The following is a 19,085-nucleotide window of genomic DNA, read 5'->3' as shown; positions in this document are numbered from 1 at the left end:
GGACAAAATTACCGATGATGCGTGTAACATATTTTTTTTCAGCTTTTGGTTTGTAAATTTGTTAACCCGGTCTCCCTCAAATGTGTGCGAGTTGTTGTGATGGGAGTGTTCGATGCTGAAATCGATTCGCATGCAGATTGCCCTCCTGGCGATCGTGCCGCTGTTGGCTTACGTCGTGGCGACGTTCATTGCGCTCAACGAAGCCTACACCGAAAGCAAGATCGCCTCCGAAATCTATCCGACCGCGCTCGTTGCCGAAAAGTCGGAAGCGGTGCTCCACGAGTTGCAGAAGGAGCGCGGCCGGACGGCGGTGTTGCTCGCGTCGGGATATGCCGACGCGCCAAGACAGATGTTGGCAAAGCAGCGCGGCGCGACGGACACGGCGCTGGAAGAGCTTCGGCGCACGGTTGCAGGTTTCCGGGTCAGCAATACCAAGCTTGAGGACGAGGTGCACGCGGCCGTGAAAGCGCTCGACAAAGTCGCCGCCCACAGGTCCGGCATCGACGGCTCCACGTTGGGCGGCAAGCAAAACCTCGCGTTCTATTCGGGCAAGATCCGGGACCTGATCAAGATCGTTCAGGAAGCCCAGCATGCGAGTGCCGATCCTGAATACGCCGGACAGATGACCCCGTTCCTTCTCTTGACGGAGGCCATCGAAGCGGGGGGACTTGAGCGCGCCATCGGTGCACAGTTGTTCACCATGGTCGGCAAAACGGGCAAAGTGCCGAATGACCGGTTCCTGGCCTATTTCGATCGCCTTTCGGTCGAAGGAGCATTTCTGAACAATTTCAGAAGCGTCGCTAAGCCTGAGGAAATCGCAGCCTTTGACGAACTTGTGTCCGGACCTGTGGTCGATCAGGTCATGGAGTGGCGCACCGTGCTGCGAACCATGCCCGAAACGAAGGATGGGCAGGGAATCGAAGGGTCGGTGTGGTTCGGCAAGGCAACCGAACGTCTGAACCTGATCCGCCAGGCGTCGATCGGCATGTTGAAAGCGGCAGAGACACGTGCACAGGAACTGGCCGGCGCCGCGAACAGCCATCTCCAGTATGTCATGGCGGAAACGGTCGGCGTTGTACTCGTCACGCTCATCATCTGCATCTGGCAACTGCGCAGCGTCAATGGTCTTCTGGCCAGCCTGACGGCAAACCTGGTCAGGATTTCCAAGGGGGACGCAGATTTCAAGATGCCATACGCCGACCGCCGAGACGCCATTGGCGATCTCGCGCGTGCTGGCGGGATCTTCCAGGAAAATGCACGCGTCCGACAGGTGCTGGAGTCTGAGGCTGCCAAGGAACGTGACCGCGAACGCATGCGCCAAAACCATGTCGAAGAGCTGATCAACAAGTTCAAGGCGTTGATGGAAAGTGTCACGGGAGAGGTCCACGACAAGACCACATCCATGACCGACATTGCTTCCCGCGTCCGGTCGATTTCGCAGGATGCGTCATCGGCCGCAGGCCAGGCTCGCGATGCATCCACTTCGTCCTCCAACAACGTGCAGACGGTCGCCGCAGCGGCCGAGGAGATGTCGGCAGCGATCCAGGAGATCATGAACCAGGCGGAGAGGGCAAATGGTGTCATTGAGAATGCAACCGCGATTGCGAGCAGAACGGACAGCAACGTTTCAAGTCTTGCCGAAGCTGTCGAAAAGATCGGTACGGTCGTCGAGATGATCCGCGCGATCGCAGAGCAAACCAACCTCCTCGCGCTCAATGCAACGATCGAAGCCGCAAGAGCCGGGGAAGCCGGCAAGGGTTTTGCCGTCGTTGCGGCGGAGGTCAAGGAGCTCTCGACACAGACCGCGAAGGCCACGGAGGAGATTTCCAACCAGATCTCCTCTGTTCAGGGTCTGACGGATGAAGCTGTCGACTCGATCCGCAGGATATCCGGGTCAATCGAGATGATCAGCGAGGTCACCGGTGCGATATCGACAGCGGTCGGGGAGCAGAGCGTTGCGACCCGGGAAATCTCGCAAAGCATAACGATGGCGGCGACGGAAACAGGCAATGCGGTCGACAGCGCCGAGACTGTCGACAGTGCGATCCAGGCGACGGCGAACGAGGCGGAAACGGTCGACACCATTGCCGGCGACGTGAAGAGCGTTGCCGACACGATGGCGCAGGGTATCGAAGGTTTCCTTGAGGAAATGACACAGGATGTCGAGGAGCGGCGCCGGGCCTCGCGCAAACAGGAAACCGGTCAGAGCGTGACGCTCGTGACCGATGATGGCCGAAAGTTCGAGACTTCTCTGGTCAACAGCTCTGACGGTGGCATCGGCGTCACGGCGTTTGCAGGCGCGACGATAGGCCTGGCTGTCACGTATATTGACGACAATGGAGACGCGTTCCCGATGGAGGTCAGGTGGGTGCGGGGCGACACGCTGGGCCTTCAGTATCGCGCCGTCGAAAACCAGCATGACGTTGCGGCCTGACGGGGGCCGGTTTCGCGAAACAGGCCAGACCCATATCCGGTCCACTGCTGTCCGGTTCAATCCGAAGCCGACCTCAAGAGGCAATCACCAGTCATTGATCTTGTCATTCCGGCTGAAGCGCAGCGGAAGGCCGGAACCCAGTAACCACCTGTTTTCCTCCTTCTTCTAGTTTCAGCCACACAGCGTACGAGTTCCCGGTCTTGCCGCGCGTGCGACAAGCCGGGACGACAAATCGGGGAAACAATCCTGTATCCCGATTTGGCATCGCAAGGAATTATGCTGCTTTCTCAACTGCATAAGTTTGATAGTACTTTCCAAACCGGTCCGCAGTGTATCCGGTCCGGGAAAGACCTGCCCTTGAGGTCTTTCCCGGTATGTCTGGCGTATGCATGCTTTTTCCCAATTGCTGGACAGGCTTTCCCTCGAACCGCGCGGGCTAGCCATACTTCAATGTCTCATCTGCCTGCAGACGTAACAATTTTGTCGGTTAGGTCGACCGACGGTTTAGAGCCCCTAATGACGGTTGGTGCGTTTGGCATGAATGTCTGCTTCGTGCCCCAAGCACGAACCCGCTTCGCGGGAGGGTGCACGTGGCGCGGTTTGGTGGATTTCTCTGAGGCTCTGGGCAGGTAGAGGCAAAGGTCCGAGCATGGAGTTCCTTTCAACCGGAGGAACTCAACATGACGACCTTTCAGACCGAAGCCCCGATCACACAGCTACGCCAGCGCATGCAGCAAGACATGGTGATGCGGGGCCTGGGCTCCCATACACAGCAGGATTACGTTCGCCACGTCCGGAACTTCGCCGCTTTCCTCGGGCGTCCTCCCGACACCGCGACCACGGAGGACATCCGGCACTACCAGTTGCACCAGCATGAGACCGGCGTAGGTCCGGCGACGATCAACAGCACGGTTTCGGCGCTGCGCTTCCTGTTCACAGTAACGCTGAACCGACGGGATCTGTCGCGAACTCTGGTGATCACCCGCAACCCGCGCAAGCTGCCCGAGGTGTTGAGTGTGGAGGAAGCCGCTCAACTGCTCGAGGCGGCACCGGGCATCAAATACAAGGCAGCGCTCGGTGTTGCCTATGGCGCGGGCCTGCGCGTCTCCGAGGTCGCGCATCTCAAGGTCGACGATATCGACTCGACCCGCATGCTGATCCGCGTCGAACAGGGCAAGGGACGCAAGGACCGCAACGCCATGCTCTCACCGCAACTCCTGGAGCTTTTGCGTGTATGGTGGCGCGAAGGAAAGCGGCGCGGCGTGATGCTGCCCCATGGCTGGCTGTTTCCGGGACGCAGTTGCACCGATCCGATCTCGTCACGGCAATTGCATCGCGCAGTGCAGGAAGCGGCCGAGGTCGCCGGCCTCCGCAAACGTGTCAGCCCGCATACATTACGGCACAGCTTCGCCACACACCTTCTGGAGGACGGCACCGATATCAGGGTCATCCAGGTTCTGCTTGGACACAGCAAGCTTGAGACAACCGCCCTTTACGCCAAGGTCTCGACCCGAACGATCCACGCGGTTGCGGGGCCTCTCGATCGGCTGATGGCGCTGATGGAAGGCAAGACGCCGCCCGAGTGAACAAGTGCGCACCTCAATCGAGGTCGCTGACATCTTCCGCGCTGCCGGTCCCGCCTACCGGGCAACCCATGAAGGACACCTGAGCCTTGCCCAGCTCAAGGTGATGTCGGCGGTCGAACAGTGCCGCACAGCTGCCTTGGGCGGACATGTCGAGGCCTGCGAGGACTGCGGGCATTGGCGCATCGCCTATAACAGCTGCCGCAACCGGCACTGCCCCAAGTGCCAGGGTGCCACCGCGCGCGCTTGGCTCGCCGAGCGGGAGGCCGACCTCTTGCCGGTCGGCTACTTCCACGTCGTCTTCACGTTGCCCGCCGAGATCGCCTCCATCGCCTTCCAGAACAAGGCGTTGGTCTACGACCTGTTGTTCCGGGCTGCCTCAGAGACGATGCTGACAATCGCCGCCGACCCGAAGCACCTCAGCGCCCGCATCGGCATCACAGCGGTGCTCCACACTTGGGGATCGGCGATGACCCACCATCCCCATGTGCACATGATTGTGCCGGGCGGCGGCATCTCCCTCGACGGAACGCGCTGGATATCGTCACGCCCCGCATTCCTCCTGCCGGTGCGCGCCCTGGGCAAGTTGTTCCGTCGCCTGTTCCTGACCCGGCTGATCGCGCTCCACGATGCCGGCCGGCTCGCCTTCTTCGGATCTATGGCCCATTTGGCGGACCGCGGCGTCTTTCTGCGTCACCTGAAGCCTGTGCGCAGCAAACGCTGGATCGTCTACGCCAAGCCGCCCTTCGCCGGACCGGAAGCGGTACTCGCCTATCTGGCGCGCTACACCCACAGGGTCGCCATCTCGAACCGCCGCCTCATCGGCTTCGACGAGAACAAGGTCACCTTCCGCTACAAGGATTACCGCCGTGGCGGCACCGACCGGCAGCAGGTCATGACCCTCGCCACCGACGAGTTCATCCGACGCTTCCTGCTCCATGTCCTGCCGCGCGGCTTCCACCGTATTCGCCATTACGGCCTCCTTGCCGGCACCTCTCGCAAGGCCAGTCTCGATCGTGCACGCGCATTGCTGAGCGTCGCTACAGTACCCGAAGACGACGCGCCAGAGGTGTCCGATACTCGGCCACCATGCCCTTGCTGTGGTGGACGCATGATCATCATCGAGACCTTCGCCCGCTGGCAACAGCCCCGCGCACCCCCGCACTGTGCCGCGTCAACCCGGGAGACTGCGCCATGACCCGGCATGGCCTGTTCGATCAACCGGCCGCCCTGCAACGGCATCAGCCGATGAGACGGCTTGCGCTCTGCGAAAACAGGACGGCTCTCAGCCGCGCAAACCCGCAACAGGCCAATGCGACAAGCGCTGCTCTAACGCCGGAAAGGCCATTGCGCACCCCGATCTGCCCACCAATTGTTGCTGATCGTAACTGCCCCAGACCTGCCGAAAAAAACAAAACCCCATAGCCTGCAATGCGCGGACCGCGGGTTCCTGCATGAGAGGTTTTCGTACGCCTAACGGCACCCGAAAACCTTAGCCGAAGAGGACGTTGACCGCATTGACGCCTACGCCCGAAAGCAGACGTTCATTTGAGGCGCAGCAAATTCACAGGATGGGCGGGAAGCAGTCATTCGCTGCACTTTGTGCCAAGGTCCGGTTTACAGATTTGGTAGTTATCCAATCCCGGCCCATAGCGGTGCGAGTGGATCCCTCGTACTGCGGCACGTGGCAGCATGGTCAATCAAAGGTGACACCCGACATATGACAGTGTGTTTCAAAAGCTTTGTCGTCGGTTCAATGTCTCGTTCGGCAATTCACCGAAGATTTCTTTGTAATAGCCCGCCATTCGTCCAAGCTCATAGAAACCGTGCATATGGGCTATTTCCGCAACCAGCATCTCTTCGCGCTCGGCAGCTTTCAGGCTAGCTCGCAAAGCGTGGAGCCTCTTCAGGCGATGAAACGCCACCGGGCCAATGCCCAGACTTTCCCGAAATGCTTGATAGAGACTTCTGCGTGACGCACCAAGTTCACGACAGAGATTTTCGATTTCCAGTCTGGCCTCCGGGTCCCAGTCATTCATGATCGCTTCTGCGCGTGAGATTATCAGCTCGCGGTTTAGAGTTGTCGCATCTGATGCAAAAGCGGAAAAAACTGCCGCTTCTAGTACTCCACTAACTGCATGGAGAACCTGTTCTGGCGTCACAGAATTTTGCATTTCCTCTTTTCCGGACGCCATAAACGCCTTTTGCAACAAAGCGCTCAACTGGTCATGTGCCGCTCTTGCGGGATTCAGAAATGCAACGAAATCGCTGGGGAGCCCCGCATCGTCGACCAGTCTTTCACTTAGTACGATTTCGAAAGATTCAAAGTCTGGTTCCGAGACCGAGGCCACAGTGCCAGGGCCAGCGCGGCAGAATACATTTGAGGCGGTGTAAGACTGCCCATTTACGGTGGCCCCGGAGCGTGTATTTTTTGACGGAACAACAAGATGAACAGAGCGGTCGTTTCCTGTGTCGATCCATCGGTGCCGCGAACTGAATTTGGTTCTTAAAATCCTTATGTCAGCGAACTCAAGCAGGGTGGCATTGCACTTTGCTTGACCGGCGGAAAGCTGAAGAACATCAACCTCATGGCTTTGCGAACTGACAACCATATCAGTTATTTGTTCCAATCCGTGGACTGTTGCATGGGTCAGCATCATTGATATCGCTCAGAATAAATGCACGCGTTTCTTACCCCTAATTTTGCACAAACTGCATAAAAGAAAAGGCCGACGCATGATTTAGTTTGAACCTTGACAGTGGTGCTTTTCCTAATGGAGGCCGAATTGAAATTTTCCGTTTCTCTGATAGCTCTGACCGTCGCCGCTCTTGTAGCAGTTCCCGGTAACATCCACGCACAAGAGAACAGCGTCAACGGCATCCCATTCGAGTGGGCGCCCTGGAAAGATCCGAACAACCCGAATGTCTTGATTTACAAAGACAGTAAGGACGATCTGTTTGCTCGGCGTGACACGTCGGATGACCCCGAGCGCCAGCCGGGCTTGTTCTATCCTAACCGCTACGTGACCGGCCCGTTGTGGAATTCGATCCCGACTTTCATGGGTGCGCCCATTGCCATGTCTCCCGAAGATTTGGTAGCGGGAGAGGTGGATGTTGCATTGGTCGGCCTCTCGATTGGCGACCAGATGCTGCCGGGTGGTCGGTTTGCTGCGATGAAGATGCGGTCGCTTACCGATTATCTGTTTTACCCGTTCCAAGGCACAGATCAGGCACTTGGTGTCGATATTTCCAAGCTCGTGGTGGCCGACTACGGAACGATTGCTGCAAACTGGATGGTTGACAACCAGACCAATCTCGATGAAGTGCATAAAGTGCTCTCCGAGATAATCAATGCCGGGGCGGTTCCTATCGGGATTGGTGGAACCCACATCCAAAGCTACGCTTTCATGACAGCCCTCGGACAGAAACACGGCCCAGGCGAGGTTGCGGTCCTGCATATCGACGCGCATTACGACGCCTACAGCAAAGAAGCCGGTAACTTTGTTCATAACGGATCGTTTTTCAAACTGGCGGTTGATAGCGGCTTGCTGGATGGTGCAAAGCTTCACCACATCGGCCTTCGCGGATCCACGCCGGATTACAAAGACCTGAAATGGATGCGCGAAAACAAGCTGCGGTTCCACTTCCAGACAGAGATCGAAAAGGATGGATGGGACGCGGTGCTGGCCCGGTTGCTTGGCGAACTGAAGGGCATGAAGCTTTATGTCTCGTTCGACATGGACGGTGTTGATCCGGCCTATGCGCCGGGTGTTGGCACGTCGGAGCCCGGCGGTTTGACTGCTGAACAAGCCATTCAGTTGATGCGTGCGGTAGGGATACAGAATGAAATCGTTGCAGCCGAGTTCAACGAGTACAACCCGTTTCTGGACGACGCCCACCAATCCACGGGTATATTAATGGATCGACTTGCACGTTCGCTGATGGCTGGTATGCAGGGGCGGCGTGAAGGCATCGAAGATCCGCTGTATTTTGATCCCGAGCGTATCCTGCACAACGGCGGTGACAACTAGAGCACCAAACTGCCGGCTTTCCCTTGGCTGAGATGTGGACTGTTTAAGTTGAAAACTAAAGCGTCTTTCTGGCGCGAGCCCTTGTTTCATTTCCTAATCTTGGGGGGGCTCGTTTTTGCCGCCGACGCTTTTTTCGCGTCGGCGCGCAAAGAACAAATCATCGTCGACCAGAGCACCATCGACTACCTCGTGGCGCGGCAGGAAAATATTGAGCTGAGGGATATCCCCCCACAGGAGGTGGAAGACCTGATTACTGCGCATGTTGAAGACGAAATTCTCTATCGCGAGGCCTATAAGCGTGGCCTCAATGAGGGTGACAGTCGTATGCGCCGCAATATGATCCTGAAAATGAGAGGTCTCCTGGTCGCCGAACTGGACACGCCGACTGACCAACAGCTCAAAGACTTCTACCAGAGATCCCGAGAACGCTATACATCGGAAGAGCAGTTTCAAGTCGATCATGTCTTTTTTCGTGACGAAGCATCTGTCCCGGATAGCCTGCTGGAGCAATTGGACCAAGGTGCGGATTTCCGGTCTGTTTCCGAGCGCTATACGCCAACCTTTGGCCGGTCATCGGTACAGGCTACTCGCAGCGAACTCGCAGAAATCTTTGGCAAGGAAGCCGGCTTGACCGTTGTCAACGCTAAGTCTGACGCATGGATGGGGCCGTTTTCGTCTTCAAATGGTATTCATTTTGTGCGCCGAACCGGGCTGACCCCACCGCAACTTGCGAAATTTGAAGAGGTGGAGCCCTATCTCCTCATGGATTGGCAGTCAGAAGAAGCGCGCAAACTCATTGAAGTTGAATTGGAAACTGTCCGAAACGACTATGACGTTGTGGTGGAACGGGAATGATCAGAGGAATTCCTTCCGCAAAAGAGTGCAAGCGACTCGAAGAAAAGATCTGGAAACCCCGGTTCAAGTTTAAGTATTTGAAAGCGATGTGTGCGTTAGCGCTGCGCCATCAATTCCTGTTGGTGAGATGCCCAAAATCCGCGGCTGGAATTCTTGCTTTCACAGCGATGTACTTTTTTTGTGGAATTGCTCTTGCGCACGACATCGGAGTTTCAAAAACGGAACTTCATGAACTGTCGGGCAAAAAGTATACTTTGAGGGTTCTTACTGGAGCTCTTCCGGAGGCGACGTTCCCGGCACCAGAGTTGCCTGAAGGGTTTTGGTTTACAGCCAATCCACGCGGTACCCAGGCTGGACCATGGAAACTCTTTGAATTTACTGGCGAGCGCACCTTGACGGCGGAAGACACCCTTCGTCTTCCGTGGCGCCGAGATGGGGTCATGATCAATGTCGTCTGGGCAGATGGCAGTGAAGTGCGCGGTCTCTTTAAGAATGAATCCGGGTTCATCGATCTGCCGATGAATGAGCTCAGGGCGGGCTCTGGCTCTTGGTGGGCGGCGTCCGAGCGCTATCTATTTCTTGGCTTTGAACACATCTTGGAGGGCTTTGACCACCTACTTTTCGTTTTGGCGCTCATGATCCTGGTAAGAAACGGCTGGATGCTCGTCAAAACTATCTCAGCTTTCACCGTGGCACACTCCATTACACTTGGTCTTGCCACTTTCGGCTATGTGAAACTGCCCGCGGGGCCGGTCGAGACAGCTATCGCACTTTCGATCGTCTTTTTATGTGTCGAGATAGTTCATGCAGAACAAGGGCGCGTCAGTCTTACCTACCGGTTTCCTTGGATCATCGCATTTGCGTTCGGGTTGCTGCACGGTCTCGGTTTTGCTGGTGCTCTGTCAGAGATCGGTTTGGCTCCGGGAGAAATTCCGATCGCTTTGTTGTTCTTCAACATCGGCGTCGAACTGGGGCAGCTCACATTCGTATTCGCCATTTTGACCGCGATCAAGATGGTCGACGTACTTGGGGTGCGGATTCCACGCAGAGCCGAGCTGGTTCCGACTTACCTCGTTGGCACTTTGGCCATGTACTGGACACTTGAGCGCTCTGCGGCGATTGTCGGCCTTTAGCAGTCACTCGGACACTCCGGTAACTTCCGCGCAGTCTTGGGCAGGCGATTGACTAAGGATGGAGTAGAGCTTTGCGGAGGTTTTTTTCCGACTTTTGGGCCGAAACGAAATCGGACCCTGAAGACTATGGTCCAACGAAGCCGACTGACCTGATGCGCCGGATGAAACACGCCGCAAAACCGACTGTGGCGTTTTTCATAATGTTGTCTTTGAGCGCCATCCTGGCAACGTTGGGCCTCATCTCAAACAGCATTGCAACTGTTATTGGCGCGATGATTATCGCGCCTCTGATGTCACCCATAATGAGCGTGGCCTTTGGTGTTGCCGATTTCGATTTCCGGGTGATCTTAATTGCATCCCTGACCGTTGTGGTCGGCGTTTTCAGCGTCATCGGCATCGGATTTCTTGGTACGATACTGATCGGCGCTTATGTTGTGGGCTCAGAAATTCTCTCACGCACAAGCCCGTCGCTTCTTGATCTTGTCGTGGCGCTCGCTGCGGGCTGTGCGGGTGCGTACGCACAGACGCGACCCAAGATTGCCGACTCTATTGCTGGTGTCGCCATTGCCGTTGCGCTTGTTCCACCCCTTGCGGTAACAGGTATCGGATTGGCGTTAGGGGCAGATCTGGGTTTTGACGTCGGCGTCGGCTTTGACGGATTTGGACTGCAAAATGGAGGCTTTGATATAGCTGCGGGAGGGTTTCTGCTCTTCCTGACGAATTTCGTCGGTATCATTTTTGTTTCGACAATTGTGTTCGTTGTTCAAGGTTATGGACAATGGAAAAAGGGGTTGGCCGTCCTGTCCGCCCTTGTCCTTGGAAGTTATGTTTTGCTGCCACCGCTCCAGGACGCGTTTTACAAGATTTACGTCAAGAACCGTGTCATCAGGCTGATAGACAAAAATCTGGATAGGGATCGGTTCACTGCCATAAAGCGCAAGGGCTTGTTAATTCACACGATGGGTGTTGATTATCGTGAGGGTACGATTTTTATTGCCCTTGCGATTACAGCAGGCCGAGACGGTCTCGAATCTGCACAGGAGGATTTGGACCAATTCGCCTCTCAAATCGCGCGCGATGTAAAGGAGCCGGTTCGCATTAAAGTTGATGTCGGTGCCGTGGACATTCTCACCTTCGAGGCAATAGATAGTCCAAACTAATTGCCAATTCTTACAATTTATACCGGACGGTTTTTTGGATACTGGTACTTTTTGTGCACGATCTCAACTTGTGTTGCAGTTCTGCTAAACAGCAATTTAAAGAAGTGACCCCAAGTCCTATCAAAGAAAGTCTGCCAATGATCGACCTGCTCGCTTATATCGGTGGCCTTTTTGCGATGATCAGTTTTTTCCCGCAAATCCTAAAGGCGCTGGTCACAAAGTCGACCGACGACATATCATGGATGATGCTGGCGACAACACTCATTAGCGTTGTAGCATATGAATTCTATGCAATCGCTCTGGGACTTTTACCCGTTGTGATCATGAACGCTATCTTCTTCGTGACAGTGGTCATCATGATGATACTAAAGTACAGATTTGATAGTCTTCGGCCTAAACTAGCCTTTCAAAATGTGGCTGGCGAATGACCGCTCGGGGCCGAAACCAACCCCGAACTCTTTCTACTTGAACGTCTGCTTCCATGACTTTTTGGAGGTAACCGGACAGTCAGTAATTGGCCCCAAAACTGCCATTCATAAGGAACGCAAATAAGTGCTTTCCGTCCGCAATGCTGGCCTGCGCGTTTGATTGTTGTCTTCGGAGGTTCCGCCAAAGGCAGTCATTTGTGCGCGCTCGTTTATGAGTGCGCGCCCAAAACATGCCAGACCCATATCCGGTTCGGGAAGGACTTGCCCTTGAGGTCTTTCCCGGTATGTCTAGCGTATGCATGCTTTTTCCCAATTGCTGGACAGGCTTTCCCTCGAGCCGCGCCGGCTTGCCAAAGAGGCGCTGCTGGTCAGGTACTTCCGGGAGACGGCAGATCCCGATCGCGGCTATGCCCTGGCGGCTTTGACCGGCGGACTCAACTTCAAGAATGCAAAACCGGCGCTCTTGCGTGCGCTGATCAGCGAGCGCGCCGATCCGCAGCTGTTCGCGCTGTCCTATGACTTTGTCGGAGACATGTCGGAAACCATCGCCCTGATGTGGCCGGGCGCAGGTGAGCCTGACGGTGCCGAAAAGCCGGATATGCTGTCGCTGCGCGATGTTGTCGAGACGCTTGAAACGGCCGGCAAGACCGACGTTCCACGTTTGCTGACGGGTTGGCTGGACCGTTTGGATGAAACCGGAAGATGGGCGCTCCTCAAACTCGTCACAGGCGGACTGCGCGTTGGCGTGTCGGCACGGCTTGCAAAGACCGCCATTGCCCGCCTCGGCGAGCTGGAGGTCGCCCAGGTCGAGGAAGTCTGGCATGGGCTCAAGCCCCCGTACGAAACACTGTTTGCCTGGGCGGAAGGCAGAAGCGGCAAGCCGGAAAACCTGGATCCGGCACCTTTCAGGCCCGTCATGCTGGCGCATCCGCTGGACGCGGAACGCGAAATACCTCAACTGAATGCTTCGGAATTTGCCGTGGAGTGGAAATGGGACGGCATAAGGGTGCAGGCGGCAGCGGGACAAACCGGCTCGGGCGAAGTGGTCCGGCGCCTCTATAGCCGGACAGGCGAAGACATTTCGAAAGCTTTTCCTGACGTCATCGCATTGCTGAATTTCAATGCATGCATCGACGGTGAGCTCCTTGTGGTGAGCGATGGGATCGTGCGTCCGTTTTCCGATCTTCAAAAGCGGCTGAACCGGAAAACGGCCGGGCCGAAACTGATGCGCGACTATCCGGCCGCGATCAGGGCTTACGATCTGCTTGAGCTTGAAGGCGAGGACCTGCGCGGTCTTCCCTTTGAAACGCGCCGTGAAAAACTTGCGTCCTTTATTGAAGCCCTGTCCTTGCCGGCCATCGAGCTGTCGCCAATGCTGGAGGTCAATGACTGGGATCAGATCGCGGTGGCCCGTTCGGACCCTCATTCCATTCTGGACACCGGAAACGCCGATGCCGTCGAAGGGCTGATGCTGAAGCGCCGGGGTGCGCTTTATGTCAGCGGCAGACCGAAAGGCCTTTGGTTCAAGTGGAAACGGGAACCGCATCTCATCGATGCCGTGTTGATGTATGCCCAACGGGGGCACGGCAAGCGGTCTTCGTTCTACTCCGACTATACGTTTGGTGTGTGGCGAGGGGGAGAGGACGGAGATGAACTTGTGCCTGTCGGAAAGGCCTATTTCGGTTTCACCGATGACGAACTTCGCGAAATCGACCGGTTCGTGCGCAACAACACGCTCAACCGCTTCGGCCCGGTAAGGGAAGTGAAGCATGGCAAAACGGAAGGACTTGTCCTGGAAGTCGCCTTCGAGGGGCTGAACCGATCGAAACGGCACAAATCGGGGGTCGCCATGCGCTTTCCCAGGATATCGAGGTTGAGATGGGACAAGCCGCCGGACGAAGCCGATCGTATCGAGACGCTGGAAGCGCTCCTCCCGAACTCCGAAGAGCCGGTGCGGTGAGGTCTCCCGGCAAAAAGGCCGTCGTCGATTTGGCCGTGCTTTGGCCATGGATCTGTGGCACCTCTTGATCACGGAAGCATTGAGGCGTCTGGTCCTGCGGACCGCTGCCGGTATCGGAGAGATCCCATGACGAAGCCAATTTTCAAACATCTGTTCCTGTCTGCCGCTGCCGCGGTTTTCCTGGTTCAGATCGGCCCGGCGTCGGCGCAATCGGGGCTCACTGACGACGCCAAGGAGGCCGTTACGGAAGGGGACGCGAGCCGGTTTTCGCTGGTGGAGGCGGATGGCGACATTCTGAGGGTCGACAGGCAAACCGGAACGATTTCGATCTGTCTGAAACAGAATGAGTCCTGGCGTTGCAACCCCGTGCCCCTGGCCGAAGAGGCCTATCTTGCGGAAATCAACGAATTGGCCGCGGAAGTGGACCGCCTGACTGCGCGTCTTGAAGACCTGGACGCGGACGGCGGGTCTTCAAAGGCTCCGGATCTCTCGCAAAGGCGACCGAAACCGGACAGTGACGGCGACTCGCCCTGGACCGAGGACGAAGAAGAACTGGAGCGCGTCCTGACATTTACCGAAAGCGCCATGCGCCGGTTTTTCGGCATGGTGCGGGAGTTGCAGAAAGACTTCGAAGGCGAAGGCAACTAGAGCCTTGTCCGCAGCGACCTGCGCGGATCAGGTGTTCGTGCATGTTTCCAGAAGATAGGTGCGTCAGTCGATCAGCATCTTGGAAATTGCGGCATGCGCGCTATCGGGCAGCTCAACGGATTTGCGTGCAGACAAGTCCATCGGGAGAGCAACCACATCCAGCGTTGCGGCCAAACGCGAGGTCCGGCTTTCGAACAGGTGGTGCCGCATGGAAAATGTCCGTGCGCCCACGCTTGTAAAGCCGGTTGCCACAACAACGGCATCGCCGGTCTTCAGTGGCGTTGACCAGGTCAGCTTCATTTCGACGGCCACGCGGCCATACCCGTTTTCTGCAAGATAGGCCTGGTTCATGGGGCTCCGTTGCCAGACATGGGCGACCCCATCGGTGCAGCAGGCGAGCGCGTACTGATCGTCCGCCTTGCCGTCCGGACCGACGTCGCGCGGCATGACGGTTCCCCGGAAGCAGATGTCCGCACCCTGGCCCAGAAGCGACTGCAGGGTTCCACGCATTCCTGACGGTCCCGACTTGATCCCGCGCGGCGCGGCCTCGGCAATCATCGGCGTCTGGAAGTCCTTGAATCTTTGCCGCAGCGTCTTTGCCGAGTTCGGGTTGGGCTCGTATCCGTCCAGAGCAGTGGCAGCAAGTACCCCGGTGGCACCATCACGCATCTCATGCACCACGGTCAGCATGTGCGGGCCGTCAAAGGCAACACTGGAATGAATTGTGACAAGATCGCCTGTTCGCAGTTCCTTGTGGTAGCGCACATGCCGGACGCGCCGCGCACCTACGATTGTTTCGCTCAATCCGCAAATCAATCGAAATTGACGGTCCGCTTCTTCAAATCGGCTGAAATAAAACTGGACGTTCAGATGATCGTTTTCATCGCATTCCCAGCGATTAACAAATGAAAAAAGGGTTGATTGAATTGTCATTCTAAAACTTCGTGCAAGTGTTTAAAAACTAGATATTCGGGGTTCACCGTAAGTTCCTTTGTTGCCTCCTTTCCGGAAATTATCAATAGAAATGTAGACTGTGGAAAAAATATTTTTATTTCGATGGTTTATATTCTTAGGATTTGCCAGGATGCTGCGTAGAGCGTGATTTAAACCTCTGGTTGTGATGGTTTAGATGTAATTTTTCAAAGGATATACTTTTTCTTGTGTGGTAAATCCTGAAAAATTACTCTTTCAAGCGACCACAAGCCCGATTGATGTCGAGCGCACTGGCCAAATGGATTGTTTGACTTGCACCTGACCGGTGTTGCAAACATACTTCAACGCGGTAGCTCTATCAGATCAGAAGCCTAATAAAGGCCTAGAAGCGCTCGGCAACGGCCTGAGCGCTCGGCAAGCAAAGGATTGGTACAGCTACGAAAAGACCGTTGAGGGAGGAAAAACAACGTGTCGGCAACCTCGTATCGCTTTATCATCGCAGATGACCACCCACTGTTTCGGGGTGCTCTGCGCCAGACTCTCGAAAAACAATACCCGGACGCCTCGATCGAAGAGGCAGGCGCGCTCGAAGACGTAACTGCGCGTCTGGAGCAGGATGGCGACGCAGATCTCATTCTTCTCGACCTGACCATGCCGGGCATGCGCGGTTTCTCCGGCCTCATGTATTTGCGTGCCCAGTTCTCCGGCGTCCCGGTTGTCGTCGTGTCTGCAAATGAGGAACCGCAGGCAATCCGGCGGGCAATCGAATTCGGCGCGTCCGGTTTCATTCCCAAGTCGCACGGAATAGAGGTGATCCGGCAGGCGATATCGGACGTTATGTCGGGGAACGTCTGGACACCACCCGATGTCGACCTGAAGGCGGAAGACGGCAGCGACGATCTGGTTCAGCGGCTTTCAACGCTGACCCCGCAACAGGTACGCGTTTTGATGATGTTGTCGGAAGGGCTCCTGAACAAGCAGATCGCTTATGAACTGTCGGTTTCCGAAGCAACGGTGAAAGCGCATGTCTCTGCCATTCTGCAGAAACTGGGTGTTGAGAGCCGGACACAGGCGGTCATTGCTGCTTCCAAGATCGAGGCGGGCCAGTGGCAACTCGGTGGCGAGGAGCAGGAAGCCGCCGGGGCTTGAAGCGCTCAACAAACGATCGTTGCTTTGCCGTCTCACATCCGGCGGCGCTTTTCCTTCATTGCTCCTGCAATTTGACGATCGGGCGGCCCTGGTCAGGATTGGATAGTTCGTTAAGGTAAACGGGAGTTAGCGCTAAATTCTTCGAAAGACTCGCGAAACTCCGAAAATTTCACAAGGCTCTTTACCGGAACTTCAGGGAATTAAGGATACATCTGCGTCACAGGGAGCTGTGCCAAACACAGCGACAAGAAAGTGATGCGGAGAAGAAATGCGGCCCGGCGCCAATTGGAAATTGGTCCTTCAAACGATATTGCTGGCGCTTGTTTCACCCGGCTCCCGGGTGAAACACGCAGCGATGCGGCCGGATGGACACATGGATGCCAGCCCGGCGCGTGCGCTGTTGCTTGCGTTCGGTCATCCTGTCGTGGACCAGTATCTTGCCTGTCGCGTGCGCGCCGCGCAAATCGCCAGCATTGCGCGGCTGACGCCGCTCACGGTGTTTGCGAATATCGTCAACGTGGTCGTGGTCATCCCGGTCCTGGCGCAAGCTCTGCCGTTTGTTTATGTGATCGCATGGATCGTCGCGGCGATGAGCCTGATGGCTCTGACGACAATCAAATGGTTTCTGTCGTCTCGCTCCCCGATCGAACTGGCATCGCACCGGGCACTCAATGCGGCCGTCCGTCACGCGACGCTCCTGAGCCTCCTGTGGGCGGTCATTCCCGTCGCTGCGTTCATCAGCGGGAACATCAATGCCATCTGGATCGCATCGTGTGTGACGACCGGAATGATATGCGGCGGTGGTTTCGCGCTCGCGACTGTACCGCAGGCAGCATTTCGCTGGGTCCTTATCTTGTACGTTGCCACCGTTGTGGCTCTGGTGATCGATCAGAGCGTCATGATGTGGCCGCTTCTTTTCCTGCTGACGAGTTATGCCTTCGTCGTTATCGGAAGCACGACCGCCGCAGGATGGCTGTTCGCGTCCCATTTCCTGGCCGAAGCGGAACTTGAGAAGAACGGCGACCTGATCGCATTGCTGCTCAATGAATTCGAGGAAACATCCAGTGACTGGATCTGGGAAACCAGCAGCACGGGAAATTTCCGGAATGTTTCGGACCGGTTCCTCCATGCCAGCGGCCGGACCCGGCCGGAGCTTCATTCCATGCGCATGGTCGATCTTGCCTATTCGCTGGACAGCGAGGATGCCAGATCGCAGGTTGCCGATCTGGAAGAGGCCATGAATCTTCAGAAGTCGTTCCGCGAAACCGTTGTCGGGCTGACGGCAAACGGTGAAGAGCGCTGGTGGTCGCTCGCCGCGCGCCCCGTTTACGATGATCACGGCTCGTTCACCGGCTATCGCGGAGTTGCCTCCGATATCACCGAGGCCAGACGAGCGAGCAGGCTTGTGACACATCTTGCCGAGCATGATTCCCTGACCGGCATCGGAAACCGCAGCTGGTTCTTGCAACAGGCCGAAGACCTGCTTGCCGAGCAGGTCAAGTGTGGACAAAACTCCCTGACATTGTTCCTGATCGATCTCGACAACTTCAAGGTCGTCAACGACACCAGTGGCCACCCTGCAGGCGATGAATTGCTCAAACAGGTTGCCGACAGGTTCACGGCAATCAGCGAAGGCCGGACGTCACTGGCACGCTTTGGCGGCGACGAGTTTGCCGCGCTCGGACGGTTTGTCAGCGATCAGGCGGCGAGCGCCTTCGCAGAAGAACTCGTCAACGTTGCCCGGAAGCCGTTCAGAATTGGAAACCGCGACTTTGCGATCGGTGCCACTGTCGGCTTTACACGGCTGAGAGGGGCCGGCGACACGGTCGACGACCTGATGCGAAACGCGGACATTGCGCTTTACAAGGCCAAGGAAAGCGGGCGCGGACGCGCTCTGGCATTCGAGGCCGCCATGGAGCGCGAAGTCCGGGAAAGACGCGAGTTGGAAGCCGATTTGCGCGAGGCGTTCGAGTTCGGCAAGCTCAGTGTCGAGTTTCAGCCAATCGTCGATGCGCGTTCGGGCAAGGTTGTTTCGAGCGAAGTGCTGGTGCGGTGGTTTCATCCGACCCGGGGAGAAGTCACGCCTGATACGTTCCTGCCGATTGCCGAGCATGCCGGGCTCATTCTGCCGCTGGGCAACTGGGTTCTGAGAAAGGCCTGCGCAGCGGCGGCACAATGCCCGGATCTTGAAAGCGTCGCCGTCAATCTTTCGGCGGTTCAGTTCATGGATCCCAATCTCGTTAGCCAGATAACGACCGTGCTGGACGAAACGGGGTTCCCGCCCGAAAGACTGGTTCTGGAAATCACTGAATCCGTGTTCCTGCGCGATTCGGGAGCAGCGCCCGAAAAACTGAAGAAATTGCGCAATCTGGGCATCCAGATTTCGCTCGATGATTTCGGGACCGGTTACTCGTCCCTGTCCTATCTGCGCAAGTACAAGTTCGACAAGATCAAGATCGACAAGACCTTTGTCGACGAAATCGGCGAGCGCAGCGACGGGCTTGCCATTATTTCGGCCGTCATTGCCCTGGCCCATAATCTGGGCCTCGAAGTCACGGCCGAAGGTGTTGAACGCCGCTTCCAGGTGGACGCGCTGAGGACGCTGGGTTGTGATACCTTGCAGGGATACTTCTTCGGCAAACCAAGTTCGAACCCGATGCACATCATGCAGGCCGCGTCCGAGGAGTGGGACGAGCAGGCAGATGAACAGGTCCCGGACGGCCCGGAGGACGTGCAGAAGACCTCTGCGGTGATATCCTTAAACTGAAACC

At 56.5% G+C, this 19,085-nt stretch carries 14 protein-coding genes; 12 read left to right on the top strand and 2 right to left on the bottom strand.

Going from position 1 to position 19,085, the window contains the following annotated elements; all coding sequences use genetic code 11:
• Nucleotides 1-112: 112 nt before the first annotated feature.
• From RDA78_RS28170 to RDA78_RS28160, 3 genes are all read left to right on the top strand, one after another.
• Complete coding sequence (locus tag RDA78_RS28170) at nucleotides 113-2,434, top strand: methyl-accepting chemotaxis protein (protein WP_434053054.1); 2,322 nt, start codon at nucleotides 113-115, stop codon at nucleotides 2,432-2,434.
• A 680-nt stretch (nucleotides 2,435-3,114) separates the two neighbouring features.
• Entirely contained in the window at nucleotides 3,115-4,020 is a 906-nt protein-coding gene (locus RDA78_RS28165; protein ID WP_434053053.1) for a tyrosine-type recombinase/integrase, read from the top strand.
• A 4-nt stretch (nucleotides 4,021-4,024) separates the two neighbouring features.
• Nucleotides 4,025-5,215, top strand: coding sequence for an IS91 family transposase (locus tag RDA78_RS28160; protein WP_434053052.1), 1,191 nt, complete (start codon nucleotides 4,025-4,027; stop codon nucleotides 5,213-5,215).
• Between the two features lie 535 nt (nucleotides 5,216-5,750).
• Here the strand turns inward: RDA78_RS28160 and RDA78_RS28155 are convergent.
• Nucleotides 5,751-6,677, bottom strand: a complete 927-nt coding sequence (locus RDA78_RS28155) for a helix-turn-helix domain-containing protein (RefSeq protein WP_434053051.1) — start codon at nucleotides 6,675-6,677, stop codon at nucleotides 5,751-5,753.
• Nucleotides 6,678-6,803: 126 nt separating this feature from the next.
• On the opposite strand from RDA78_RS28155, the gene RDA78_RS28150 reads away from it, so the two are divergent.
• From RDA78_RS28150 to RDA78_RS28120, 7 genes are all read left to right on the top strand, one after another.
• Entirely contained in the window at nucleotides 6,804-8,048 is a 1,245-nt protein-coding gene (locus tag RDA78_RS28150) for an arginase family protein (RefSeq protein ID WP_434053050.1), read from the top strand.
• 48 nt (nucleotides 8,049-8,096) lie between these two features.
• Nucleotides 8,097-8,903, top strand: coding sequence for a peptidyl-prolyl cis-trans isomerase (locus RDA78_RS28145; protein WP_434053049.1), 807 nt, complete (start codon nucleotides 8,097-8,099; stop codon nucleotides 8,901-8,903).
• The gene (locus RDA78_RS28140; RefSeq protein WP_434053048.1) at nucleotides 8,900-10,036 is read left to right on the top strand and encodes a HupE/UreJ family protein; all 1,137 of its coding nucleotides are present in this window, start codon (nucleotides 8,900-8,902) and stop codon (nucleotides 10,034-10,036) included. Before RDA78_RS28145 ends, RDA78_RS28140 begins: the two co-directional genes overlap by 4 nt.
• A 161-nt stretch (nucleotides 10,037-10,197) precedes the next feature.
• A complete protein-coding gene (locus RDA78_RS28135; protein WP_434053047.1) occupies nucleotides 10,198-11,196 on the top strand; it encodes a DUF389 domain-containing protein in 999 nt (332 codons plus the stop codon).
• Between the two features lie 137 nt (nucleotides 11,197-11,333).
• Nucleotides 11,334-11,624: a SemiSWEET family sugar transporter gene (locus RDA78_RS28130; protein ID WP_434053046.1), complete on the top strand. Its 291-nt coding sequence runs from the start codon at nucleotides 11,334-11,336 to the stop codon at nucleotides 11,622-11,624.
• Nucleotides 11,625-11,919: 295 nt separating this feature from the next.
• The gene (locus RDA78_RS28125) at nucleotides 11,920-13,584 is read left to right on the top strand and encodes a cisplatin damage response ATP-dependent DNA ligase (RefSeq protein ID WP_434053045.1); all 1,665 of its coding nucleotides are present in this window, start codon (nucleotides 11,920-11,922) and stop codon (nucleotides 13,582-13,584) included.
• 126 nt (nucleotides 13,585-13,710) lie between these two features.
• Nucleotides 13,711-14,232: a hypothetical protein gene (locus RDA78_RS28120; RefSeq protein ID WP_434053044.1), complete on the top strand. Its 522-nt coding sequence runs from the start codon at nucleotides 13,711-13,713 to the stop codon at nucleotides 14,230-14,232.
• Nucleotides 14,233-14,295: 63 nt separating this feature from the next.
• Here RDA78_RS28120 and RDA78_RS28115 read toward each other — a convergent pair whose 3' ends face one another.
• Nucleotides 14,296-15,036, bottom strand: a complete 741-nt coding sequence (locus RDA78_RS28115) for an acyl-CoA thioesterase (RefSeq protein WP_434053043.1) — start codon at nucleotides 15,034-15,036, stop codon at nucleotides 14,296-14,298.
• Between the two features lie 597 nt (nucleotides 15,037-15,633).
• Here RDA78_RS28115 and RDA78_RS28110 point away from each other — a divergent pair.
• Both RDA78_RS28110 and RDA78_RS28105 read left to right on the top strand, forming a co-directional pair.
• On the top strand, nucleotides 15,634-16,314 hold the full coding sequence (locus RDA78_RS28110; RefSeq protein WP_434053042.1) for a response regulator transcription factor: 681 nt from the start codon (nucleotides 15,634-15,636) through the stop codon (nucleotides 16,312-16,314).
• A 373-nt stretch (nucleotides 16,315-16,687) separates the two neighbouring features.
• Entirely contained in the window at nucleotides 16,688-19,081 is a 2,394-nt protein-coding gene (locus RDA78_RS28105) for a putative bifunctional diguanylate cyclase/phosphodiesterase (RefSeq protein ID WP_434053041.1), read from the top strand.
• Nucleotides 19,082-19,085 lie beyond the last annotated feature (4 nt).

The sequence above is a fragment of the Roseibium sp. genome (genome assembly GCF_051016195.1).
In the GTDB taxonomy this organism is placed as follows: Bacteria; Pseudomonadota; Alphaproteobacteria; order Rhizobiales; family Stappiaceae; genus Roseibium.
Note: the sequence above shows the minus strand (reverse complement) of the source record. Positions and strands in the feature narration are given on the sequence as shown.